Genomic DNA, 21,649 nt, shown 5'->3' with positions numbered 1-21,649 from the left:
TCTCCAAGCCGTCCATTTCGAAGCCTCTTTTATCCTTTGAGAACAGGGACAAGAGGCGATCGCCATGTTTACCAACGACAGGACATCAGTTGAACGGTTAAGGGCGCAGAGAACGCTGTTTTCCCTCTGGATGGCCATTGCCGCCTTTCTTGTCGTCGTCACCATGGCCGCCGGGATCGCAACCTCGGCCAATGCAGCCCCTCAGGCAATCGACACCCTGCAGACATCCTCTATTCCGCAGGTGACGGCAACCGCGCGGGCGGGCGGGCACCTGTTGCTGGTTATCTTCTCGGCCGCAGCCTTCATCAGCCTCGGCATAGGCGGCCTCGCGCTTACCCGGCGAAGCCTGAAGGACGAGGCCCGCCGCCACAAGTAAGCCGCCCTTTCCTCGACTTGCGGCATCGGCGTGTTGCTGCTAAAGCACAGGGGAAGTCGTCAGAACGACGTTTCAAAAATCCCCGAAATGCCAAGGCCGCGACGGAATGATCTTCGGGCCCCTGCTGTGCTGGTGCCATCAATGACGCGTATTCAGGCCAACATGCTGCTTCTGCTCGCCGCGGCGATCTGGGGAGGCGGTTTCGTCGCACAATCATCCGCCATGGCCTCGATCGGGCCATTTTGGTTCGTCGGTCTGCGCTTCGCCATTGCCGCCATCGCCGTGCTGCCATTCGCCCTGATGGAAAACCGCTCGAAAAAATCGCCGCCAAGTCGCAGGGAAATCGGCGGCTTCATCCTTGTGGGCCTCGCCCTGTTCGGCGGCGCGACGACGCAGCAGGTCGGGCTTTTGACTACAACCGTCACCAATTCCAGCTTCCTGACGGGACTTTACGTCATCTTCGTGCCCGTGATCGCCGTCGTTCTTTACCGGCGCCATCCCCACTGGATCGTCTGGCCCGGCGCCCTGATGATGCTGGGCGGAATATTCCTGCTCTCGGGCGGCGCATTCGAGGCGCTGACGCAGGGCGATATTCTCAGCATCATCTGCGCCTTCTTCTGGGCAATCCAGATTACGCTCGCAGGTCGTTTCGTTTCCGAAAGCGGACGGCCGCTTGCGCTCTCATGCACTCAGTTTGCGATTTGCTCTCTCTTGAGTTGCATGATCGGCCTTGCGGTAGAACCCATCAGCATGGCGTCCATAGAGGGGTCGCTGGCGGAAATTCTATACGTCGGCCTCGTATCCTCCGGCCTCGCCTTCGTTTTGCAGGTCGTCGCCCAGCGGTATACGACCGCGCCGCAGGCTGCGATATTTCTGTCTTCAGAGGCGCTTTTCGGTGCCTTGCTGGCGTCGATTTTCCTGAATGAAACCATTTCCAGCGCCGGTTATATCGGCTGCGTGATCATTTTCGCCGCTATATTGATCGTCGAACTGGTGCCGGAACTGACGCGTAAACGGCAAAAAACCGCCGTTGGAACGGCCTGACGCAGAAAGAACTGATTTTTCTGTTTCGAGGAAAAATCGTACCGCCGCATTCAAAATTTTGCCCGGAAACCGAAGGCAACCGGCAATTATTTCATCAATTATCAAATATGCGGAAAAAATGTGCGACTACGCGCAGGAATTCTACCGCAGGTTTTTATCCGACAAAAAGCCCGTGAAAACTTTTGCTTGCCAATTTTCCATAAACGCAGCAATCTACTGCGGTTCGGGCAATTTGCGAGCATGGGAAGGCCTATAAATTTGCGCACTGGGGACGCTATAAACCTCGGGCGGTGGGACGAAAAACGTTGGATGAGAACGCCATTACTTCCCGCTGTGAAGGTCCTTTTTCTCAATAGTCAAGAGCTGCCTGCCAACGCCCTCGCGGGGCAAAACTGTAATGCTGCCTGTAGCTGAACGCGGGCAGAGCGAAAAGGACCTGATGCATGGCCGAAACTGGCACCGTAAAATTCTTCAACACAGACAAAGGCTTCGGCTTCATCAAGCCAGACAATGGTGGCGCTGATATCTTTGTTCATATCTCTGCCGTACAGGCTTCCGGCCTGTCCGGACTTTCAGAAAATCAGAAAGTGAGCTTCGACACGGAACCGGATCGTCGCGGCAAGGGCCCGAAGGCAGTCAATCTGCAGATTGCTGGCTAACCCTAAAACGGCTTTCATTTCTAGTTGAAGCCCGGCAGGAATGCCGGGTTTTTTTATGCCCAATCCGGAGGCGCCAATACGCGCCCGGAAACTCAGATCCCCTTGAGATAGGGGTTGGTGCGCCGCTCCTCGCCAAGCCGCCCGCCGGGGCCATGGCCGCAGATAAATCCGACATCATCACCCAGCGGCAGCAGCTTGTCGCGAATGGACGCCATCAATTGCTCGTGGTTCCCGCCCGGCAGGTCGGTACGCCCCACCGACCCCGCAAACAGCACATCGCCGACATGGGCGAATTGCTGGTCGCGATTATAATAGATGACGTGACCTGGAGCGTGGCCCGGGCAATGGTAGACTTCAAAGACATGATCCCCGAAAGATACCGTGTCGCCCTCATTCAGCCACCTGTCCGGCAAAACGTTCTGAAGGCCGCTTATGCCGTATTTCTCGGCCTGCGTCTCGATCCTCTCGAGCAGCGGTCGATCGTCCTCATGCGGGCCGATCACCGGCAGGGAAAGCTTCTCGCGCAGTTCCTTGGCGCCGCCGGCGTGGTCGAGATGGCCGTGCGTCAGCCAGATTTCCTTGAGCGTGATGCCGTTTTCGGAAACCACCTGAAGAATGACATCCACATCCCCGCCGGGATCGACGACAACGCCTTCCTTCGTATCCTCATCGAAGAGAATGGTGCAGTTCTGCTCGAACGGCGTGACCGGAATAATGCCCGCCTGCAACTTTCCCATATCCCGTGTCTCCCTGTCTGACAAATCCCGCCTCCTATAGCCTGCGGCCGGTTCCGGCACAATGGCGGAGGAAAAAACAACGGTTTCCGGTGACCTTGCCACTCCCAAAAAATATGAGCTAATTCAATTAGATATCGGAAATGTTCCCGCCCGAGACGGGAGGTATCTGTGAAAAATGTGGAACGCCCTGAAGGCTGCGACGTTGTAGGTCCAGTCTTAAAAGGAGTGAGACACATGGACAAGACGCTTAAAATGCTCATGGCTGGCGGCGCTTTCGCCCTGATGGCCGGTTACGCAAACGCCGCCATGGTCGCCACAACAGCATCGGACGTTTCCGTTCGTTCGGGCCCAGGCGAGGATTATCCCGAGCTTGGCCTTGCCACCCGTGGCAGCAATGCGGTTCTTGATGGCTGCATGGACGGCAGCAGCTGGTGCCGCATCGAAGTCAACGGCCTGCGCGGCTGGGCACATGCGGATTATCTGAATGTCATGTATGAGGGCTCTCCCGTTATTCTCGAACAGCGCCGCTCCGATATCAGCGTGCCGGTCGTGACTTACGAGAAGACCTCGAGCGTACAGGCAGAACCCAACCCCGGCGATCCGAACCTTGGCCGCGTCGGTGAAGTCAATCCGCCCGAAACAGTCATCTCATATATTGACGAGCACCCTGCGGACACTGTCACCTTTGATGGCGAGGTAGCGGTCGGCAGCACCCTGCCCTCCGATACCCGGCTCGTGGAAATCCCTGATTACCAGTATCGCTACGTTCAGGTGAACGACGTGCCGGTTCTGGTAGAGCCATCGACGCGCCGGATTGTCTACGTCTACCAGTAGACGCGAACTCGATACCGGCAGCATGAAACCAATGAAGAGCGCGGGCTTTCCGCGCTCTTTTCTATTTCCGGTAAAGGCCAGTCAGGATTCCAGTTGCACCGGCACCCGCAGCATATTATCCACCGCAACAGAAAATGATCGCGGCATCCTCCCGAGCGGACGCATTTTCGGCTATGTTTACAGAATATTGGCGCATCGACGCATGTCAGCCGCAGAATATGAAGGAACCGCAGTGCCACCGCAATCGCTCAAAACCGCAGCCGCCAGGCAGACACCGGCACTCCCGAAGGTTGACGACGGCAAGATCGACTTCGATACGATAGAGGCGCTGTTCTTCGCGTATCGCGATTTCGTCTCCGATCCAGATGTCATTCTTTCGAAACTGGAATATGGGCGCGCGCATCACCGGGTGGTCTATTTCGTCAGCAGGCAGCCCGGCATGACGGTGGCGGATCTGCTCGACACCCTGCAGATCACCAAGCAGAGCCTTGCCCGCGTGCTCAAGCAATTGATCGACGACGGTTATATCCGCCAGATGGCTGGCCCGGAAGACCGCCGCCAGCGCAGGCTCTATCCGACGCTGACAGGGCGCGAACTGGCGCTGGCGCTGAGCGAGCCGCAGTCGCGCCGGATCGACCGTGCGCTGGAAGGGCTTGGACCCGACGCCCGCGCCTGCGTTCGCAAGTTTCTGGCGCAGATGCGCAGCCCGACACCGGGGGAAGGCGACTGACGATGGCCACGGCAACGACAAAACTCCCCCCCGCCGATGACGATGCGGCCCACCTTCTGATCGTCGATGACGACGCCCGCATTCGCAATCTTCTGCAACGTTTCCTCGGCGACAAGGGATACCGCATCTCCGTCGCAGCCGATGCGGCAGAAGCCCGGCGCAAGATGGTAGGCATCCGTTTCGACCTTCTCATTCTCGACGTGATGATGCCGGGGGAAAACGGGCTTTCGCTCACCCGGTCGCTGAATGAGAACAAATCCGTGCCGGTCATTCTCCTGACCGCCCGCTCGGAGGCGGATTCGCGAATTGCTGGGCTGGAAGCCGGCGCGGATGATTATCTCGCAAAGCCTTTCGATCCGCGCGAACTTGTCCTTCGTATCAACAACATCCTGCGGCGCAACACTTCGCCGGATACGCCCAAGATCGAACAGATCATGTTCGGCCCCTACAGCTTCTCTATCCCCAGGAAGGAATTGCGGCGCGGCGCTGAAACGATCCGCCTGACGGATCGCGAACAGGAGATCATGCTGCTCTTTGCTCTTCGCGCCGGCGATACCATTCCACGGCACGAGCTGGTCGAGGCGGAATCCGAAGTGGGCGAAAGAACAATCGATGTGCAGATCAACCGCCTTCGCCGCAAGATCGAGGACGACCCTGCCAACCCGGTCTATCTGCAAACGGTGCGTGGCATCGGCTACCGCCTGAGCGTGGATTGACAAGGACAAACGAAAGGCGGGCGCACAGCCATGGCGAGCCTCGATTTTCTAATCACTGTCAGGAATAGCGGCGTAGCGAAGACCTGGCGCGCATTTACCAGATGGCTTCGCCACTGGCTGCCCACCGGGCTTTATACGCGCTCGCTGCTGATCATCATCCTGCCGATGATCCTGCTTCAGGGCGTTGTCGCGGCCGTTTTCATGGAGCGTCACTGGCAGCTGGTTACCGAGCGCCTTTCCTCCGCTGTAACGCGCGATATCGCAGCGATCATCGAGCTTCTGCAAACTGACGAGGAAGAAGACGACTATCAGCGCGTCATCCGCATCGCTCGCGAGAAGCTGGGTCTCAGCATCTACATCGAGCCGAAGGCCGATTTGCCGGCCCCGAGACCAGAACCGTTGTTTTCCATTCTGGATACGATCCTCGCCAATCAGCTGACCCAGCAAATCGGCCGGCCATTCTGGATCGATACTTATGGCAACGGTTCCCTGGTTGAAATACGTGTCCAGCTCGAAGACAAGACGCTCCGCGTCTTTACCAGTCGCAGCGCCGCTTATGCCTCCAACACGCATATTTTCCTTGTCTGGATGGTCGGTGCATCGCTGGTCCTGATCGCCATTTCCATCCTGTTCCTGCGCGGGCAGATCAAGCCTATCGAAGCGCTTGCCAAGGCGGCCGAAAATTTCGGCAGGGGCCAGAAGATCAGCGCCTATTCCCCACGCGGCGCAGACGAGGTGCGGCGGGCGGGACTTGCCTTCATATTGATGCGCGAACGCATCGAGCGGCAGATGGAACAGCGCACTGCCATGCTGAACGGTGTCAGCCACGACCTGCGCACCATCCTCACCCGTTTCAAGCTGCAACTCGCGCTTGCCGGCGACAATCCTGATCTGGAAGGGTTGGACAAGGATGTCGAGGATATGCAGTCGATGCTGGAGGCCTACCTCACCTTTGCCCGCACCGATGTCGAGGAGGATGTCGGCACGCTGGAGCTTCCGGCACTTCTGGAAAAAATCGACTATGATTTCGAGCTGCACGGCAAAAAATTCAGCTATGAGCTTTATAATATCGACCAGATCATCGCGCGCCCGAATGCCCTCTCCCGCCTCGTCGCCAATCTCGCGGAGAATGCCCGGCGCTATGCCAGCAAGCTCCATATCGACATCCGCAAGGCGCCACGCTCCATCATCATGACGTTTGATGATGACGGGCCGGGTATTCCGGAAGCGTCAAGGGAGGATGTCTTCAAGCCATTCTTCCGGCTGGACGAGGCACGCAACCTCAACGCCTCTGGCACCGGGCTCGGCCTCTCCATCGTCCGCGACATCGCCCGCAGCCATGGCGGTGACGTATCGCTGGACGACAGCCCGATGGGCGGATTGCGGGTAATCGTCAAAATTCCGGCGTAGAGCAGCGGAGAGAAAAATGTGATGCGGCTCGCCCGCTTCCGTCATTCCAGCCTTGAACCGGAATGACGGAGAAAGAGTGTTCAGCCTGCGCAATCTTTGGGTTGCGTGTTGTTGTGCGTTCTCAGCACATTTTCTCGCCGTTCGGCACCGGCCGCTCCACCCCGGCGAGCACGATGTCGCCGTTGCCATCGGCAAACCCCAATGTCAGAACTTCGGAGCGGAAGGGGCCAATCTGGCGCGGCGGAAAATTCACCACACCCAGCACCTGCCGGCCGATCAGACTTTCCGGGGTATAATGCACCGTGATTTGCGCCGAGGATTTCTTGATGCCGATCTCAGGGCCGAAATCGATCTTCACCTTGATCGCCGGCTTGCGTGCTTCCGGAAAAGGCTCTGCCTCAACGATCGTGCCGACACGGATATCGACCTTCTCGAAATCGGCATAGGAAATTTCACTGCTCATGCCCTGCTCCCGCCAGCTTGCTCGTCTTCAACCAGCCAGTTCTTCGGCGCGATTTTTCGCCGCAGCGATCGCCTTGTCAAACAGGGGCTGCATGCCGTCTTCGGCCATCAGCACCGAAAGCGCGGCGGCCGTTGTACCGCCCGGCGAGGTAACGTTCTGGCGCAGGCGCGCCGCCTCGTCAGAAGACTGATGCAGGAGTTCGCCCGCACCGGCCACGGTTTCACGCGCCAGCCGCATAGCTATATCCGCCGGCAGACCTGCCTTGCGACCGGCTTCCGCCATGCATTCAACCAGATAGAAGACATAGGCCGGACCGCTTCCCGAAACCGCAGTAACCGCGTCAATATCGCTTTCGGTTTCCACCCATTCGACCGGACCGCTGACCTTCAGCAATCCATCCACCACTGCCTTTAGCGCCGGCGTCACCAATTCGTTGGCATAGGCGCCCGTCACGCCACGGCCAACCATGGCCGGCGTGTTCGGCATGGCCCGCACGGCGGCGACCGAGCCGAAATGCGAAACGAAAGTGCCGATGGTGGTGCCGGCCGCAATCGAAACCACCACGGTCTCGGGTCCGAGCAAGGGCTTGAGGGAGGGTAGCACTGCTTCCATCATCTGCGGTTTTACCGCGACAAACAGAATGCCCGCCTTCACGCCATCAGGCACGCTTTCGTTATGCGTGGCGCCCGCTTCCGCAATTGTCGTGCGCATGGCGTCGGAGGGGCGCGGATCGATGACGATAACCTGCGAACCCGGCACGCCCTTTTTCAGCCAGCCCGAAAGCAAAGCGCCGCCCATATTGCCCGCCCCAACGAGGACGAGAGGACCGGAAGCCCTGTAGACCATTTTCAAGCTTCTCCGACGGTCTCGAACATGACCGCTTCAATTGCACTTTTCGCATCCAGCCCCGACCATACGACGAACTGGAATGCCTGATAATATTGTTCGCATGCCTCAAGCGCGCTGGAAAGCAGCACTTCCACCTGCTGGTTGTTAGGCTCCGCACCGCCAGCCAGAAGCAGCGACTGGCGGAAGATCACAACATCTTCCTGCCGCCACAGATCGAAATGACCCATCAGTACCTGGCCGTTGACCTGAGACAACAGGCGAATGACTTCGTTGACGCGCTGATCGGGCACCTTGATGTCGAAGGCGCAGGCCAGATGCAGTGCCTCGAAATCTTCCATCCAGGAAAAGGAAACGTGATAATCGGCCCAGTGGCCCGCCACCGTCATGGCGATCTCATCTTCGCCGGAACGTTCGAACGACCAGTCGTTCGAGGCGGCGACAATCTCGATCATGTCCACGGGATTGGACTGGCGCTCAATTTCAAATTCTATCAGGCTCATGCGGCACCTTCTCATCCGGTATGGATGTTCTGTTTTGAACGCCGGGCACAAAACGCACACACAAACCGGATTCAACACTTGAGACGATTGCCCGACACCAACAGAGTTACACATTCACCCTGTGTGGAGCTTACCAGGTTCGTTTCGAATCATCATTTAAAATCAGTGTATAATGGCCGAGTCCTGCTGCCACCCCTCGGGCAGCATTTTTACTTTTTGAACAGTGGATATCTTCTCCCCCATCACCTCAGGCGAGATACATAAGCGACTCTGGCAATTGCGTTTTTTGGAAGTGTCCACAGGCCTCAAAAAATTAACGATGGAGGCAGGTCCGGATCGACAGGGAATAATTTCGGGTTGCATGGCCCGCAAACAAAAAGTCCCGGAATCGCAGGCGATCCGGGACCTCTTGATGAAAAAGCGCGAAAAGAATCAATCCTTGGCAGCAGAAAGCTTTGCTTCCAGAGCCTCGATGCGGGCGCGCAACGCATCGTTTTCATCGCGCGCCTTGATCGCCATCTCGCGCACCGCGTCGAATTCCTCGCGCTTGACCACGTCGAGGCTGTTCAGCCAGCGATCCGCCTGTGCGTGCAAGGCAGCCTCGGCCTCCTTGCGCATTCCCTGCGCAGCGCCCGCCGCATCGGTCATCAGCTTGGCGAATTCATCCAGAAAACGATTGGTGCCTGTCGTGCTCATGGCCCTGTTCCTTCGTCGGTTCAGGGAGCGTTCCGTTCCCTGCTGTTGATGCCTTTCAGGTAGGCACTCGACAGCCGCCTTGCAAGCAAAATCGAAAAATCCACATGGCTTGCGATGGCCTTCGGCATCGCAAAGCGTCCCTTGAAGAATAATCTTGACCGGCGCTGCGGCAATCGCCATTTTCCTCGCGTAAAGAGACCGGAGAGCATCATCGCCCGGCTCCTTGAGGCAATGGGTCATTCTGTTGTCCGCCCAGCAACGATGACGGAATATACGGATTGTTAGCCGCTCCCACCCAACTTGCCATCATGCCATTTCCGAATATCGATCCGGTTGCCCTGTCTCTCGGGCCTCTGGCGATCCATTGGTACGGCATTGCCTATGTCGCCGGCATCATGCTCGGCTGGTTTTATGCCCGCCGCCTTGCGCTTACGCCTCGCCTGTGGCCAAACGATACATCGCCAATCTCGGCGCAGCATCTTGACGACTTCATCCTGTGGGCAGCCGGCGGCATCGTGCTTGGCGGGCGCATCGGCTACATCCTGTTTTACGATCTTGGCGCCGTCGCCGCAAACCCTATAAGAGCACTTGAGATATGGAACGGCGGCATGTCGTTCCATGGCGGCCTGATCGGCACGACCATCGCCATGATCCTCTTCGCCCGCAAGAACGGCATCCCTGTCTGGAGCATGTTCGATATCATCGCAGCCGTCGCACCTGTCGGCCTGCTGTTCGGACGCATCGCCAATTTCATCAATGGCGAATTGTGGGGACGTATCGCCGACGTTCCCTGGGCCGTCGTGTTCCCGACCGGCGGGCCGTTTGCGCGCCACCCCAGCCAGCTTTACGAAGCGGGACTTGAAGGCCTCGTTCTCCTCGTCATTCTGGCGGTCACCATCTACGTTTTCAGGGCGCTCAAGACACCTGGCATCGTAACCGGCATCTTCGTTTGCGGTTATGCGCTGTCGCGCATCTTCGTGGAATTCTTCCGCGAGCCGGACGCCCAGATCGGTTATCTCGCGGGCAACTGGCTGACCATGGGCATGGTACTCTCCACGCCGATGTTCCTTCTTGGCCTCTGGGCCGTCTTGCGTGCGCGACGCGCGAAAATACGCGCTTAAGCGGAATGGCCTGCCATGACGACACCGCTTGCGCAACGCATCAAATCCCTCATCCGCCTGAACGGCCCGCTCAGCGTCACCGATTTCTTCTCGCTTTGCCTGGCCGATCCTGAACACGGTTATTACCGGAGCCGCGAGCCTTTCGGCCGATCGGGTGATTTCATCACCGCTCCGGAAGTCAGTCAGCTTTTCGGCGAAATGCTCGGCGTTTTCGTGGTTCACGCCTGGCAGCGCCATGGCGCACCCGCAGATATTCGTCTGGTGGAAATCGGCCCCGGCCGCGGCACCATGATGTCTGACATGCTGCGCGTCATCCGCCGCATCGCCCCACCGCTTTACGAGACGATGCGGGTGCATCTGGTGGAGACCAGCCCTCGCCTTTGCGCCATCCAGAAAGAGACGCTCGCTGCGCATGCCGAACGGCTGACATGGCATGACAGTTTCGATGCGGTGCCGGAAGGTTTCCTGCTCCTCGTCGCCAACGAGCTTTTCGACGCCATCCCAATCCGCCAATTCGTGAAAACGCCGCAGGGTTTCCGCGAACGGGTGGTCAGTCTTGGTACCGATGGTGAACTGGTCTTCTCGACTGGGCTTGCCGGCATCGACCCGGCGCTGCTGCCGCCCGGCCCGGAACGGCAGCCGATTGGCAGCATATTCGAGATCGCACCCGCCCGCGAAGCCGTAATGACCGCAATCTGCCAGCGCCTGTCCGCATATGGCGGCACCGCACTCGCGATCGACTACGGCCATCTGGTCGCCGGGTATGGCGACACATTGCAGGCCATGCGCAACCATGCCTTCGACCCGCCGCTTTCTCATCCCGGGCAAGCCGATCTGACCAGCCATGTCGATTTCGAAAGCCTTATCAGGACGGCTGAGGCAAACGGCGTTCATGTCAACGGCGGCATCAGGCAGGGCGACTTTCTTTATGGTCTTGGCCTGAAGGAACGGGCAACCGCCCTTGCCGCAAAAGCTACACCCGACCAGACGCTTGAAATCGCCGAAGCGGTCAACCGTCTCGCTGGCGAAGGGGCTGGCAGGATGGGGGAACTTTTCAAGGTCATCGCCGTTTCAAGTCCCGCGCTCCATCTCATGCCGTTTCGCGCGGTGGATTGACAGTGCAATCACCTCTGGGCCAACATCGGCCCAGAACGAAGCAAGCGAACGCAGACACACTGCACCAGACAAACGCCGCGCAACGCCGTGGCAACAGGAAACATCTCGCTTAACGCATCCCACTGGCCAACAGCGACATTCTCCAAGGAACTCCCGCACCATGCAGAACGAAACGCTGCCGCTCCCCATCCAGAGCCCCCTGCTTGCCGCCTTGAGTGAAAACCGTGTCCGTCACGGTTTCTTCACCCGGCAAGGCGGTGTCTCCGAGGGGCTTTATCAGGGCCTCAATGTCGGCCTCGGTTCGAATGACGAGCCGGAACTGGTGCAGGAAAACCGCCGGCGCGTCACGCAATGGTTCGGCTTGTCTCCGGAACGTCTCGCCACCGTGCATCAGGTCCATTCTCCTGATGTCCTTGTGGTCGATGAAAGCTATGACGGCAGCCGCCCGCAGGCCGATGCGATGGTAACGGCGACACCGGGTTTCGTGCTCGGCGTTCTGAGCGCCGATTGCGGCCCGATCCTCTTTGCTGATGCTGAAGCGGGCGTTGTGGGTGCCGCCCATGCCGGCTGGAAGGGTGCATTGTTCGGCGTGCTCGAAAACACGATCGAGACCATGAGGAAGCTGGGCGCCAGCCGCGAGCGCATCTCCGCCTCTCTCGGCCCCTCCATCAGCCAGGCCAATTATGAGGTCGGGCCTGAATATATGGCGCGCTTCACCGATTTCGATCCTGCCTATGCGGCCTATTTCACCGCTTCGGACAAAGGCGGCCATGCGCTATTCGACCTCAAGCAATTTACGGTGGACCGGCTGGTCAATGCGGGCGTGAGAGCGGAAAACCTCGGCCTATGCACCTATCCTGATGAAGAACGCTTCTATTCCTACCGCCGCACGACCCACCGTGCCGAGCCCGACTACGGGCGGCAGATTTCCGCAATCGCAATTCTGGAGGACTAAATGGCCCTGCACTTCGAGCTCTCGGAATTCGATGCCCGCCGCGAACGGCTGATTGCGAAGATGGCGGAAGAGAAGCTGGACGCCATTCTGCTTTTCGCCCAGGAAAGCATGTACTGGCTTACCGGCTATGACACCTTCGGCTACTGCTTCTTCCAGACGCTGGTGGTCAAGTCGGACGGCTCCATGATGCTTCTGACCCGTTCGGCAGATATGCGGCAGGCCCGAAATACTTCGACGATCGAGAATATTCTCGTCTGGGTCGACCGGCCCAATGCCGACCCGACGCTCGATCTTAAGAACCTCCTCAGCGATCTCGATCTCCTTGGCGCCAAGATCGGCGTGGAATACGACACCCACGGCATGACCGGGCGCGTTGCCCGCCTGCTGGACAACCAGCTTGCCAGCTTCTGCCAGATGATCGACGCCTCCTATCTGGTCAGCAGCTTGCGGCTCATCAAGAGCCCAGCCGAGATCGCCTATGCGAGGAAGGCAGGCAGACTTGCGGACGAGGCTCTGGACGCTGCACTGGAGCTCATCAAGCCCGGTGCGGACGAAGCCGCGATCCTCTCGGCAATGCAGGGAGCGGTTCTGGCCGGCGGCGGTGACTATCCCGCCAATGAATTCATCATCGGCTCCGGCGCGGACGCGCTGCTGTGCCGTTACAAGGCCGGGCGCCGCATTCTCGATGACAAGGATCAGCTGACGCTGGAATGGGCAGGTGTCAGCGCCCACTACCACGCCGCCATGATGCGCACGGTGGTGATCGGCGAACAGGACTTCCGCCAGAAGGAGCTTTACAGCGCCTGCCTGCAAAACCTCACCGACATCGAAGAAGTGCTGCGGCCCGGCAAGACCTTCGGCGATGTCTTCGACGTGCACGCCCGCGTCATGGACGAGCGTGGACTGACCCGCCATCGCCTGAACTCCTGCGGTTATTCGCTGGGCGCGCGTTTCTCACCGTCATGGATGGAGCATCAGATGTTCCATGCCGGCAACGCGCAGGAAATCGCCAGCGACATGACCCTGTTCGTGCACATGATCGTGATGGATTCTGATTCCGGCACCGCCATGACCCTCGGCCAGACCTACCTTACCACGCAAGGCGCGCCGGAACCGCTCTCGCGCCATAGCCTCGATCTTCTCACAGCTTAAATCTGCACCGGGTTTGACAGAGCGGGAAAACCGGCCCTACATTGCCGCCACCTTGGGCAAGAAGGAGCGGAACATGAGAGGAAACGTCGCATGAGCCGGACGGGGTTTACCCGCCCTTTCCAGACGTTTGTCGTTTCGGTCCTCGTCATTCCGGCGCTGGCGTTGACCCTGTCGGCCTGCAACACCACGGAGGCGCTGACGCCGCAGGTGAATGTCGGGCACAACAGCTCGCAATCGACACCGGTGACGCAGGGCGATCTCGACCAGATGGCTGCCGCCGCCGACCGCGCGCCCGCAGGCGCACCGGCAACCGCCTCTTCCGTGCCCGCTTACGCACCGCAGAACTCCCTGCAGGCGCAGGCACAGGCGCTTTCCAACGGCAATGAGTACGGCGAACCTCTTGGTCAGACCCAGTCTACCGGACAATCTGCAGGCCACTCACCCGCCAGCACCCAGCCGCCGCCTCCACAGCAGACGGCTGCACTTGCCCCCGCCGCTTCCGGCAACACCATCCGCTTCCTGCCGATCATCGGCGCGCCCGTTCAGGCCGTCACGCCGCTTTCGCGGCAACTGGGCGCCGAGGCGCGGGCAAAGGGGCTGACAATCCGCGCCTCGAACGACAATTCGGCAGAGAACATCCTCAAGGGATATTTCTCCGCCTTCGCCGATGGCAGCAAGGTCAACATCATCTACGTCTGGGACGTTCTGGATGCCAATGGTGTCAGGCTCCATCGCCTGCAGGGGCAGGAAACGGTGACAGCCAAGGGCAGCGATCCCTGGGCCGCCGCGACCGACAGGGTCATGCAGGATATCGCCGCAAAAACGCTCAACGAGTATTCGTCATGGAAGCAGTCTCAAAGGGGATGAGATGAAACGGCGGGAGAAGTCACAGAGATTTCATGAAAATCATTGCGAAAGCACGGAGTCCTCTTGCAATCGGAAGCAACAACGCTATTAAGGCGCGCATGGCAACAAGGCGTATCCGGCAAAGGCTTTTCAGCCGGATGTTCCTCCCCTTGAACGACGCTTGGTTACGGCAGACACTTTCCCGTGGCGCAAGGCGATTGCATGGAAACAGGCGGGCGCAATGAAGGTTTTCGCAGGCAATTCGAACCGGCACCTTGCCGAAGCGATCTGCAAGTATCTCAACGTTCCCTTGGGAAATGCCACCGTAAAGCGGTTTGCTGACCAGGAAATTTTCGTAGAAATCAGTGAAAACGTACGCGGGGAGGACGTTTTTCTCGTCCAGTCCACTTCGTTTCCGGCAAACGATCATCTGATGGAACTGCTCATCATGATCGATGCCATGCGCCGCTCCTCGGCAAAACGCATCACGGCAGTACTTCCCTATTTCGGTTACGCCCGCCAGGATCGCAAAGCCGGCCCCCGCACACCGATTTCCGCCAAGCTCGTCGCCAACCTGATCACCGAAGCCGGCGCCGACCGCGTTCTGACGCTCGATCTTCACGCCGGCCAGATCCAGGGCTTTTTCGATATTCCGACCGACAACCTCTTCGCAGCGCCCATTCTGGCCCGCGATATCAAGGACCACTACGACACCAACAACGTCATGGTCGTTTCGCCCGACGTTGGCGGTGTGGTGCGCGCCCGCGCCCTGTCGAAGCGTCTGGACTGTCTGCTGGCCATCGTCGACAAACGCCGTGACCGTCCGGGTGAATCCGAAGTCATGAACGTCATCGGCGACGTATCCGGCAAGGACTGCATCCTGATCGACGATATCATCGATTCCGGCGGCACGCTCTGCAATGCTGCCGAAGCGCTGTTGAAAAAGGGCGCAACCAGCGTCACTGCCTATATCACGCACGGCGTGCTTTCCGGCGGCGCCGTTGCCCGCGTGGCCTCATCGAAGCTGCGCGAACTCGTCATCACCGACAGCATCCAGCCGACCACCAGCGTCCAGTCCGCGCACAATATCCGTGTGATCAGCACTGCAGGCCTTCTGGGCGAAGCGATCAACCGCACCGCGCAGGAACAGTCGGTTTCCGGCCTGTTCGACTGAAGCAATCGTTTCTCTCGCACATCTGCAAAATCACTGCATCCGCATACCGTCACCCCGGATTTAGTCCGGGGTCCAGTGCGATCAAGTCTTTGATCGCGTGAGATCCTTTCTTACGGCGCGTCTGCGCCGTGGCTGGATGCTGGTTAAAGATTGGCATGATGAGAAGAAAGCTTATCAATTTTGCCAGCTATCTCAGCATCCGCAGAGATCGCAGCACTCCATCTGCACCACTCAGGAAGATGCCGTGCCCGCATCCGGCGGTCGTTGCAGCCGTGTGGCGGCGGCCTTGATTTTCGGCCACCAGCGCCGAGCGCGGGTGCGAACAGCATGGCTGCCATTGCGCCAAAGGCTGATGGCATCGGCCGTAACGGCATCGCCGGTAAATAGATGACGATGACGGGCAATTGCCAGCGCCCGGTAAAGGAACAGCGTCGTCAGTGCGGAAAACAGCACGGACATCACCACATCGCTGAGAAAATGCCCGCCAGCTGCAATACGCAGACCGGACATGAGGATGATGGCGCCGGCGGCAGTGCTGCCCATGAAAAGACGCCCGCCCCATTGCAGGCGGTTCCAGACAAGCGCGCAGAGCGGCAGGAAAAAGCTCGCTATGAGCGCCGTTTCCCCGGAGGAAAACGAACAGTTTGAATAACATTGCGTGCTGAACTGGAAAGGCGGCGTAAAAAGCTGATGTCCACCGAAATCGCTGACGCTGAACGGGCGGGCGCGGCCGATATTGGCCTTCAGCACCCCGTTTACCAGAAGCCCGGCGCAGAGCACCACAGGCCCGCAGAGAAAGGCCCAGACGCGCCAGCCCGTGCGCTGCAGCGCCCCCAGCCTGATGTTGCCGACCAGAACGATGAAGGCCAGAAGTGCGGCCAGTTCCGTTAACTCCCGCAACGTATCGCGAAACCATTCCGGAACCGGCAGGCTTCCAGCCCACAGGCGCGCTTCGGGCGAGAAAAACAGGGAAGAAAACTCGAGGTCGATGGACGGGAAGGTCGCGAACAGGATGACGAGAGCCAATGTGGCGAACGTAACCCAGATCGTGATCCGCATATGCGAAAGATCATTGTCCATCGGCAACCCTCGGGATGCATTGTGGCGGCAGACGCCAGAGACCGATTTCCTTGCCCTCGAACGAGCCCGGCCCGGCAACCCAGGTCGACAGCGGCGCCTGGCCATTGAGACAGCCCGGCAGGCTGTCCGCCCTCGCAAGATAGACGGGATTTGTCGCCTCTCCGGCTTTCAGCGGGTAAAGAAGCGCGTAGTGGCTGGAAGGAACGCCGGTTTCAGGCAGAGCGCGCGGCATGAGCAGCTTTTCGTCCCGCAGCTGATAAAAAAGCTCGGCCAGAATGGAGCGATCTGCAGCGACGATTGCATCCGCCCCCGCCTCTCGTGCCCTTGAAAGGCCGGTCGACACAAGCTCCGAGCCGCCGAGATAACGCTTCATCGCCAGGTCGCCATTCGGCAAGCGCAATTCCGTTCCGGCAATCGTCATCAACGGCAGTGCGATGGCAACGATGCCGCCGAGCACAAGGGTGGAGACGGTAAGCCAGCGCCGGGATGCCAGGACAGGCACCGCCAGAAGCACGCCCGCGGCATAAGCCCCCACCGCCCAGTTGGCGAGCGCCCGCGACATCAGCCCCTGTGCCGTTATCAGAAGCACGATCGGCACCGAAAGGGCGACAAGCGCCCGGGTTTCAGCGGTTTTGGCCCTGAACGTCGCGACGATCATGCCGATGAAGACGAACGGCCCGACAACACCCGCCTGCGAGAAGAAGAACTCGAGCGCCGGACCGATTTTCAGCTTCACGCCATGCCAGTTGGCATTGTCCGCCGTGTGGCGCGCGGTCATGAAATCATGTGCGGCATTCCACCACAGATTGGGAGCGACGACTGCGGCGCAGACAACTACAGCAATACCGGCGTCACGCCAACGGATGCGCCAGCCCACGCACAGCCAGCCGGCAGCGATGAAGCAGGGCAGAAAATAGATCATCGCATATTTAGACATCAGCCCGAGGCCGAAGCTTAGACCGAGCGCAATGCTCCAGAGCATCGCGGACACACCGGCAGCGCGTGCTTCCGCAAGCTTGCGCACGCAGATCATCGACAGCACGATGAACAGCATCATCGGCGTATCGGTCGAGATCAGCAGACTGCCGAGCGTCACGGCGGGCAGCGTCAGATAGATGACGGCAGCCAGCGAGGCGAGCTTCGCATCATAGATCATGCGCCCGAGCGCAAGGATCGCCGCGGCCGCTATGCCATGGATGACCGGCGCGGCGAGCCGGACGTCGAAGGTGCTCTCGCCGCCGCTCAGAGTGGTGGCGGCGCGAATGATCCAGCCGATCAGCGGTGGCTTGGAATAGGCGCCGAACGCCATCTCCCGGCCCCACAGCCAATATTGTGCCTCATCAACGAAAAGATCGGTGCGGTTGAAAGCAAGCCCGAGGACGCGCAGCACGGTGACGAGCACGATTGCCGCAAGCGCAAACGTCATCCATTGGCGCTGTTCATTCGCCTGCGCGTAAGGCAGAGCTGCGGCCTCATGCATGCTGGCGGCGTTCTGCATGGATCAACCAGAGATTTCGGGCATAAATGAACAGGCCGGAGGCCTGTCCCAGAATGAAAACGGGATCGCGACGCCAGATCGCGTATAATAGCAGCACAAGGCCGCCGACGATGGAGAAATACCAGAAGGCTACCGGAATGACCGAGCGGTTCGCCCGTTCCGACGAAATCCATTGAACCAGAAAACGCATGGTGAACAGCATCTGGCCCATAAAGCCGGTGCAGACCCAGAGAAATTCCTTCCAGCTGTTCACATGCAGCATGGACCATAAGGCCGGTGCGTTCACGGCGATGTCTCCGTTTTGAAGGTTTCGGCCCAACTTGCCCGCTTGCGCCGCCGCAACAGCCAGGCAACCCCGATCAGGTCGTGGATGCCGACAAGCGCGCGGCCGATATTGGTGTAATGGGAATTGCCATGCAGGCGCGCCCGGTGCGTGACGTCGACATGGGCAACCTGCCAGCCGTCGCGATTGAAAAGCGCCGGAAAATAGCGGTGGTGGTGATCGAAATAGGGCAAGGCGAGATAGGCGTCGCGACGGAAAGCCTTGAGGCCGCAGCCGGTATCCCGCGTGCCGTCCTTCAATATCCGCGCCCGCAAGCCATTGGCGAAGCGGGAGGAAAGACGTTTTGCAAGCGTATCGCGCCGGCCGACGCGCTGCCCGGCCACAAGCGCAAGCCGGCTCGGCGCGTTCGAGGCAAGAAGCGGCGCAAGAAGCGCCGGCAGATTGTCCGGCGGGTTCTGCCCGTCTCCGTCAAGCATACAGACAACCGGCGCGCGCGCTGCCTGCACACCGCTGTGGATCGCAGCCGATTGCCCGCCCTGCCGGTCATGCCGCACCAGCCGCAGCATCGGATAACGCCCGGCAAGCGAAAGCGCCACATCCGCCGTGCGATCGGAAGATGCGTCGTCCACCACGATAATCTCGAACGGACCGACCGGCTGGCAGGCAGCAACGATCTCAGCGACAAGCGTTTCAACGCTCGCTTCCTCATTGTGCATGGGTACGATAACCGCGAAATCCGGGATCGATCTCAAAGGGGCTCCGTCATATCCAGCCGCGGGTGTTCCGCAAACATCGTCGATAGTGGCAAGAGCAGGAGCGCGAAAAGCTTGCATGAATATGAACAGCCGTTGAACTTCGCACGGTATGCGCCTGTTCCATTGCAGTTTTATTACGGAGAATGGCCGGCCAGGGCCTTGGATTTTTTCACGGTATGCGGGAAATAATCATACAATTCCCCGCCAAGCTTAACGCGACCGTAAACAATTGTTGCGACGGTACCGCAACGTTCTTTTGGGGGGGAGGAAACAGGATGCCGGGTGCAAATCCGACTGCTGTCAAAGCTAAATCATTGTCAATAAAGGCCAAATTCGCAGCACTCGTCACGGGCGCGACGCTGGTTTCGTGCCTGGCCGTTGGGCTGCTGTCATACGAAATGGGCAAGTCCGGCCTGATCGACGCCAGCAAGATCAGGCTCGAGACGGTTGCGGGAAACCAGTCCAAACAGCTTGATGCCTATACGCTGCGCGTCGAACAAAGCATTTCCGAGCTGTCGCAGAACGCTGCGATCGCTCAGGCGCTGGAAACCATGACCACGGTCGTACCGACGGAAAAGGATGCGATCATTCAGGCATTCCGCCGCGAGGGCGTATCCGAGGAGGAGCGCGCCTCCTTCAACGGTGAAGGCTTGCGGCTGCTCTATGCCATTCGCCACGCCACGATCAACGCGGCCATTGCCAGCGTCTGGCGCAACACCCGGGTCAGCGACATCTACGTCATCGACAAGGCAGGCCTCATTATCTATTCCGTGACAAAGGGCAAGAACTTCCTGACCAATGTGACGGAACCGCAAAACGGTGCGATCAAGGAATTGTTCGACCGCATCGAGGCCGGCAAGGACGGTGTCATCAGCACAACTGGGTTCAGCGATGGCGGCACCAATGACTCGGCCCTGATCGGCATGCCGCTCGCGGTCTCGAACTGGGGCCAGTTGCAGCGCAAGGGCGCCGTCATCATGCGCATTTCAGCAGACCGTATCGGTGCGGTGGTAACACCTGAGGAAACCGGCAAGTCCATCGACGACGCCGTTCTTCTGAGCGCTGACGGCAAACTTCGCGCGGGCGTGCTCTCCGGTGGGGCTGGAGTCGCCGTTTCCGAAAGTCTCGCGGCACTTACAGGTGCCAGCGAAGCCGGAACGGTCATGGCGAAGACCCCTGCGGGCAGCATCTTCTACGCCTATCGTCCGGTCTCCGTTTTCGGACAGAAGCATCTTCTGGCCATCGGCCAGCAGGAGAGCAAGGTGCTGGCAGCGGCCAATGATCTCGCCTTCTGGGCAACGCTTGCGACACTTGCGGTGCTTGCCGTCATGACACTCATCGGCATTTTCGTTTCCGCCAGCTTGACCAAGCCGCTGACCGGCCTTGCCGGGTTGATGGAACGTCTGAACGGTGGTGACCATAATATTGAGATCAAGGCCGTTTCCCGTGGCGACGAAATCGGCACCATGGCGCGCGCACTGGAATCCTTCCGCCAGGGCATTCTCGACAAGCAGCGCATGGAAACCGAGTCCCATCGCAAAAGCGAGGAACTGGACGAGGAACGTGCCCAGCGTGAGATGGAAAAGGCAAGAAGTGCGAAGGAGCTGGAAGAAGCAGTCGATGCGCTTGCGACCGGCCTTGCCAATCTTGCTGCGGGCAGGCTCGATCTTCGCATTGAAAAACCTTTCGTGCCGTCGCTCGACCATCTGCGCGTCGATTTCAATAACTCCATAGCGGGGCTGGATGCGACGATCTCAAGCATCGGCGAAAGCGCCAATGCCATCCGCTCAGGCTCCGGCGAGCTGAAAAGCGCATCGGAAGATCTGTCGCGGCGCACGGAACGCCAGGCGGCCGCCCTAGAGGAAGCAGCCGCCGCACTTGGAGACATGACGCAGGCCGTCAACGTTTCCCTCTCCCGCTGCGACGTCGCAGTCGGAACGACGGCGGAAACCATGCAGGATGCCCATAAATCCACCGCTGTCGTCAAAGAAGCGATCGTCGCCATGGAGCGTATCGAGACGTCGTCGTCCAAGATCCGCCAGATCATCGACGTCATCGACCAGATCGCCTTCCAGACCAATCTTCTGGCGCTGAACGCCGGAGTTGAGGCCGCCCGCGCCGGTGAGGCCGGAAAGGGCTTTGCGGTCGTGGCACAGGAAGTGCGGGAACTCGCGCAGAAATCGGCGGCTGCCGCACGGGATATCACGACGCTCATCGCCACCTCTGCGGGCGATGTGGAAAGCGGCGTGGCACTGGTGCTGAAAACCGGAGAAAGCCTCGAGCAGATCCAGAAACGCATCCAGTCGGTCAACGATCAGATCGGTGAAATCGCCACAGCTTCGCGCGAACAATCCGGCCGCCTCGGCGAAATCAACGCCTCCGTCAACGAACTTGACCATGTGACGCAGCAGAACGCGGCGATGGTGGAGGAAACGACGGCTGCGGCCTTCTCGCTCGCAAGCGAAGCTGATGGCCTGACCGAACAGGTGGGCCAGTTCTCCGTAGGTGCCACCCGAAACCGCGACCAGCGTTACGCGGCATAGTCCGCAGCAAAAAAAGGCCGGAGGCAAAACCTCCGGCCTTTTATTTTGCTGAACTTCATCCGGGTTCCCAGGGACCGAAGCCCCTGGGAACTCGCCGGCGGCCGGAAATCAG

23 protein-coding genes are annotated in these 21,649 nt (G+C 59.4%); 14 read left to right on the top strand and 9 right to left on the bottom strand.

Annotated features, from left to right (window positions below):
• The first annotated feature begins 64 nt into the window (after positions 1-64).
• From ACQZ45_RS10635 to ACQZ45_RS10625, 3 genes are all read left to right on the top strand, one after another.
• A complete protein-coding gene (locus ACQZ45_RS10635; protein WP_081307400.1) occupies positions 65-376 on the top strand; it encodes a hypothetical protein in 312 nt (103 codons plus the stop codon).
• Positions 377-517: 141 nt separating this feature from the next.
• Complete coding sequence (locus tag ACQZ45_RS10630) at positions 518-1,420, top strand: DMT family transporter (RefSeq protein WP_113291200.1); 903 nt, start codon at positions 518-520, stop codon at positions 1,418-1,420.
• 443 nt (positions 1,421-1,863) lie between these two features.
• Positions 1,864-2,079: a cold-shock protein gene (locus ACQZ45_RS10625; RefSeq protein WP_003494703.1), complete on the top strand. Its 216-nt coding sequence runs from the start codon at positions 1,864-1,866 to the stop codon at positions 2,077-2,079.
• 92 nt (positions 2,080-2,171) lie between these two features.
• Here the strand turns inward: ACQZ45_RS10625 and ACQZ45_RS10620 are convergent, their stop codons facing one another.
• A complete protein-coding gene (locus ACQZ45_RS10620; RefSeq protein WP_041694481.1) occupies positions 2,172-2,816 on the bottom strand; it encodes an MBL fold metallo-hydrolase in 645 nt (214 codons plus the stop codon).
• A 234-nt stretch (positions 2,817-3,050) separates the two neighbouring features.
• On the opposite strand from ACQZ45_RS10620, the gene ACQZ45_RS10615 reads away from it, so the two are divergent.
• From ACQZ45_RS10615 to ACQZ45_RS10600, 4 genes are all read left to right on the top strand, one after another.
• A complete protein-coding gene (locus tag ACQZ45_RS10615; RefSeq protein ID WP_003513439.1) occupies positions 3,051-3,650 on the top strand; it encodes a DUF1236 domain-containing protein in 600 nt (199 codons plus the stop codon).
• Positions 3,651-3,852: 202 nt separating this feature from the next.
• Positions 3,853-4,380: a MarR family winged helix-turn-helix transcriptional regulator gene (locus tag ACQZ45_RS10610; RefSeq protein ID WP_003513440.1), complete on the top strand. Its 528-nt coding sequence runs from the start codon at positions 3,853-3,855 to the stop codon at positions 4,378-4,380.
• 2 nt (positions 4,381-4,382) lie between these two features.
• Positions 4,383-5,096 (top strand): response regulator, encoded by a 714-nt coding sequence (locus ACQZ45_RS10605; RefSeq protein ID WP_003513441.1) that lies wholly within the window; start codon positions 4,383-4,385, stop codon positions 5,094-5,096.
• 30 nt (positions 5,097-5,126) lie between these two features.
• Positions 5,127-6,506 carry an ATP-binding protein gene (locus ACQZ45_RS10600; RefSeq protein WP_003513442.1) on the top strand — a complete coding sequence of 460 codons (1,380 nt, stop codon included), beginning with the start codon at positions 5,127-5,129 and terminating at the stop codon, positions 6,504-6,506.
• 121 nt (positions 6,507-6,627) lie between these two features.
• Here the strand turns inward: ACQZ45_RS10600 and ACQZ45_RS10595 are convergent, their stop codons facing one another.
• The 4 genes from ACQZ45_RS10595 to ACQZ45_RS10580 all read right to left on the bottom strand — a co-directional run bounded on the left by ACQZ45_RS10595 (position 6,628) and on the right by ACQZ45_RS10580 (position 9,014).
• Positions 6,628-6,969: a tRNA-binding protein gene (locus tag ACQZ45_RS10595; RefSeq protein WP_013636580.1), complete on the bottom strand. Its 342-nt coding sequence runs from the start codon at positions 6,967-6,969 to the stop codon at positions 6,628-6,630.
• Between the two features lie 27 nt (positions 6,970-6,996).
• The gene (proC, locus tag ACQZ45_RS10590) at positions 6,997-7,815 is read right to left on the bottom strand and encodes a pyrroline-5-carboxylate reductase (RefSeq protein WP_112959330.1); all 819 of its coding nucleotides are present in this window, start codon (positions 7,813-7,815) and stop codon (positions 6,997-6,999) included.
• 2 nt (positions 7,816-7,817) lie between these two features.
• A complete protein-coding gene (locus ACQZ45_RS10585) occupies positions 7,818-8,318 on the bottom strand; it encodes a type III secretion system chaperone family protein (RefSeq protein WP_006311131.1) in 501 nt (166 codons plus the stop codon).
• Positions 8,319-8,750: 432 nt separating this feature from the next.
• Positions 8,751-9,014, bottom strand: coding sequence for an accessory factor UbiK family protein (locus ACQZ45_RS10580; RefSeq protein WP_003513446.1), 264 nt, complete (start codon positions 9,012-9,014; stop codon positions 8,751-8,753).
• A gap of 308 nt (positions 9,015-9,322) precedes the next feature.
• Here ACQZ45_RS10580 and lgt point away from each other — a divergent pair, with 308 nt between their 5' ends.
• From lgt to ACQZ45_RS10550, 6 genes are all read left to right on the top strand, one after another.
• On the top strand, positions 9,323-10,135 hold the full coding sequence (gene lgt / locus ACQZ45_RS10575; protein ID WP_029658791.1) for a prolipoprotein diacylglyceryl transferase: 813 nt from the start codon (positions 9,323-9,325) through the stop codon (positions 10,133-10,135).
• A gap of 15 nt (positions 10,136-10,150) precedes the next feature.
• Positions 10,151-11,251 carry a class I SAM-dependent methyltransferase gene (locus tag ACQZ45_RS10570; protein WP_097100646.1) on the top strand — a complete coding sequence of 367 codons (1,101 nt, stop codon included), beginning with the start codon at positions 10,151-10,153 and terminating at the stop codon, positions 11,249-11,251.
• A gap of 160 nt (positions 11,252-11,411) precedes the next feature.
• Positions 11,412-12,206, top strand: coding sequence for a peptidoglycan editing factor PgeF (gene pgeF / locus ACQZ45_RS10565; RefSeq protein WP_003513461.1), 795 nt, complete (start codon positions 11,412-11,414; stop codon positions 12,204-12,206).
• Positions 12,207-13,358, top strand: coding sequence for a M24 family metallopeptidase (locus ACQZ45_RS10560; RefSeq protein ID WP_111800992.1), 1,152 nt, complete (start codon positions 12,207-12,209; stop codon positions 13,356-13,358).
• A gap of 90 nt (positions 13,359-13,448) precedes the next feature.
• A complete protein-coding gene (locus ACQZ45_RS10555) occupies positions 13,449-14,225 on the top strand; it encodes a hypothetical protein (RefSeq protein WP_003513464.1) in 777 nt (258 codons plus the stop codon).
• A 220-nt stretch (positions 14,226-14,445) separates the two neighbouring features.
• Positions 14,446-15,378 carry a ribose-phosphate pyrophosphokinase gene (locus tag ACQZ45_RS10550; RefSeq protein ID WP_003513466.1) on the top strand — a complete coding sequence of 311 codons (933 nt, stop codon included), beginning with the start codon at positions 14,446-14,448 and terminating at the stop codon, positions 15,376-15,378.
• A 231-nt stretch (positions 15,379-15,609) separates the two neighbouring features.
• On the opposite strand, the gene ACQZ45_RS10545 is transcribed toward ACQZ45_RS10550, so the two are convergent.
• From ACQZ45_RS10545 to ACQZ45_RS10530, 4 genes are read right to left on the bottom strand one after another with little or no spacing between them, the layout of a single operon-like run.
• Positions 15,610-16,458, bottom strand: coding sequence for a phosphatase PAP2 family protein (locus ACQZ45_RS10545; RefSeq protein WP_003513468.1), 849 nt, complete (start codon positions 16,456-16,458; stop codon positions 15,610-15,612).
• Entirely contained in the window at positions 16,448-17,956 is a 1,509-nt protein-coding gene (locus ACQZ45_RS10540) for an ArnT family glycosyltransferase (RefSeq protein WP_003513470.1), read from the bottom strand. Before ACQZ45_RS10540 ends, ACQZ45_RS10545 begins: the two co-directional genes overlap by 11 nt.
• A complete protein-coding gene (locus ACQZ45_RS10535; RefSeq protein ID WP_019565216.1) occupies positions 17,931-18,218 on the bottom strand; it encodes a lipid-A-disaccharide synthase N-terminal domain-containing protein in 288 nt (95 codons plus the stop codon). The genes ACQZ45_RS10540 and ACQZ45_RS10535 overlap by 26 nt, the downstream gene beginning before the upstream one ends.
• A 20-nt stretch (positions 18,219-18,238) precedes the next feature.
• Positions 18,239-19,078 (bottom strand): glycosyltransferase family 2 protein, encoded by an 840-nt coding sequence (locus tag ACQZ45_RS10530; protein WP_035251843.1) that lies wholly within the window; start codon positions 19,076-19,078, stop codon positions 18,239-18,241.
• A gap of 191 nt (positions 19,079-19,269) precedes the next feature.
• Between ACQZ45_RS10530 and ACQZ45_RS10525 the strand changes: the two genes are divergently transcribed.
• On the top strand, positions 19,270-21,537 hold the full coding sequence (locus ACQZ45_RS10525) for a methyl-accepting chemotaxis protein (protein ID WP_112682142.1): 2,268 nt from the start codon (positions 19,270-19,272) through the stop codon (positions 21,535-21,537).
• The last annotated feature ends 112 nt before the right edge of the window (positions 21,538-21,649 follow it).

The organism is Agrobacterium sp. 16-2014-1-2a, assembly GCF_053522705.1.
This window is presented reverse-complemented; position numbering and strand designations above follow the sequence as displayed.

Excerpts from the sequence above, each read along its gene's own strand:
- ACQZ45_RS10540 (WP_003513470.1), bottom strand. The coding sequence starts at position 17,956 with ATGCAGAACGCCGCCAGCATGCATGAGGCCGCAGCTCTGCCTTACGCG.
- ACQZ45_RS10630 (WP_113291200.1), top strand. The coding sequence starts at position 518 with ATGACGCGTATTCAGGCCAACATGCTGCTTCTGCTCGCCGCGGCGATC.
- ACQZ45_RS10620 (WP_041694481.1), bottom strand. The coding sequence starts at position 2,816 with ATGGGAAAGTTGCAGGCGGGCATTATTCCGGTCACGCCGTTCGAGCAG.
- ACQZ45_RS10525 (WP_112682142.1), top strand. The coding sequence starts at position 19,270 with ATGCCGGGTGCAAATCCGACTGCTGTCAAAGCTAAATCATTGTCAATA.
- pgeF (WP_003513461.1), top strand. The coding sequence starts at position 11,412 with ATGCAGAACGAAACGCTGCCGCTCCCCATCCAGAGCCCCCTGCTTGCC.
- ACQZ45_RS10605 (WP_003513441.1), top strand. The coding sequence starts at position 4,383 with ATGGCCACGGCAACGACAAAACTCCCCCCCGCCGATGACGATGCGGCC.
- proC (WP_112959330.1), bottom strand. The coding sequence starts at position 7,815 with ATGGTCTACAGGGCTTCCGGTCCTCTCGTCCTCGTTGGGGCGGGCAAT.
- ACQZ45_RS10610 (WP_003513440.1), top strand. The coding sequence starts at position 3,853 with ATGTCAGCCGCAGAATATGAAGGAACCGCAGTGCCACCGCAATCGCTC.
- ACQZ45_RS10615 (WP_003513439.1), top strand. The coding sequence starts at position 3,051 with ATGGACAAGACGCTTAAAATGCTCATGGCTGGCGGCGCTTTCGCCCTG.
- ACQZ45_RS10600 (WP_003513442.1), top strand. The coding sequence starts at position 5,127 with ATGGCGAGCCTCGATTTTCTAATCACTGTCAGGAATAGCGGCGTAGCG.
- ACQZ45_RS10585 (WP_006311131.1), bottom strand. The coding sequence starts at position 8,318 with ATGAGCCTGATAGAATTTGAAATTGAGCGCCAGTCCAATCCCGTGGAC.
- ACQZ45_RS10545 (WP_003513468.1), bottom strand. The coding sequence starts at position 16,458 with ATGGACAATGATCTTTCGCATATGCGGATCACGATCTGGGTTACGTTC.
- ACQZ45_RS10580 (WP_003513446.1), bottom strand. The coding sequence starts at position 9,014 with ATGAGCACGACAGGCACCAATCGTTTTCTGGATGAATTCGCCAAGCTG.
- ACQZ45_RS10560 (WP_111800992.1), top strand. The coding sequence starts at position 12,207 with ATGGCCCTGCACTTCGAGCTCTCGGAATTCGATGCCCGCCGCGAACGG.
- ACQZ45_RS10550 (WP_003513466.1), top strand. The coding sequence starts at position 14,446 with ATGAAGGTTTTCGCAGGCAATTCGAACCGGCACCTTGCCGAAGCGATC.
- ACQZ45_RS10535 (WP_019565216.1), bottom strand. The coding sequence starts at position 18,218 with ATGCTGCATGTGAACAGCTGGAAGGAATTTCTCTGGGTCTGCACCGGC.
- ACQZ45_RS10635 (WP_081307400.1), top strand. The coding sequence starts at position 65 with ATGTTTACCAACGACAGGACATCAGTTGAACGGTTAAGGGCGCAGAGA.
- lgt (WP_029658791.1), top strand. The coding sequence starts at position 9,323 with ATGCCATTTCCGAATATCGATCCGGTTGCCCTGTCTCTCGGGCCTCTG.
- ACQZ45_RS10555 (WP_003513464.1), top strand. The coding sequence starts at position 13,449 with ATGAGCCGGACGGGGTTTACCCGCCCTTTCCAGACGTTTGTCGTTTCG.
- ACQZ45_RS10570 (WP_097100646.1), top strand. The coding sequence starts at position 10,151 with ATGACGACACCGCTTGCGCAACGCATCAAATCCCTCATCCGCCTGAAC.
- ACQZ45_RS10625 (WP_003494703.1), top strand. The coding sequence starts at position 1,864 with ATGGCCGAAACTGGCACCGTAAAATTCTTCAACACAGACAAAGGCTTC.
- ACQZ45_RS10595 (WP_013636580.1), bottom strand. The coding sequence starts at position 6,969 with ATGAGCAGTGAAATTTCCTATGCCGATTTCGAGAAGGTCGATATCCGT.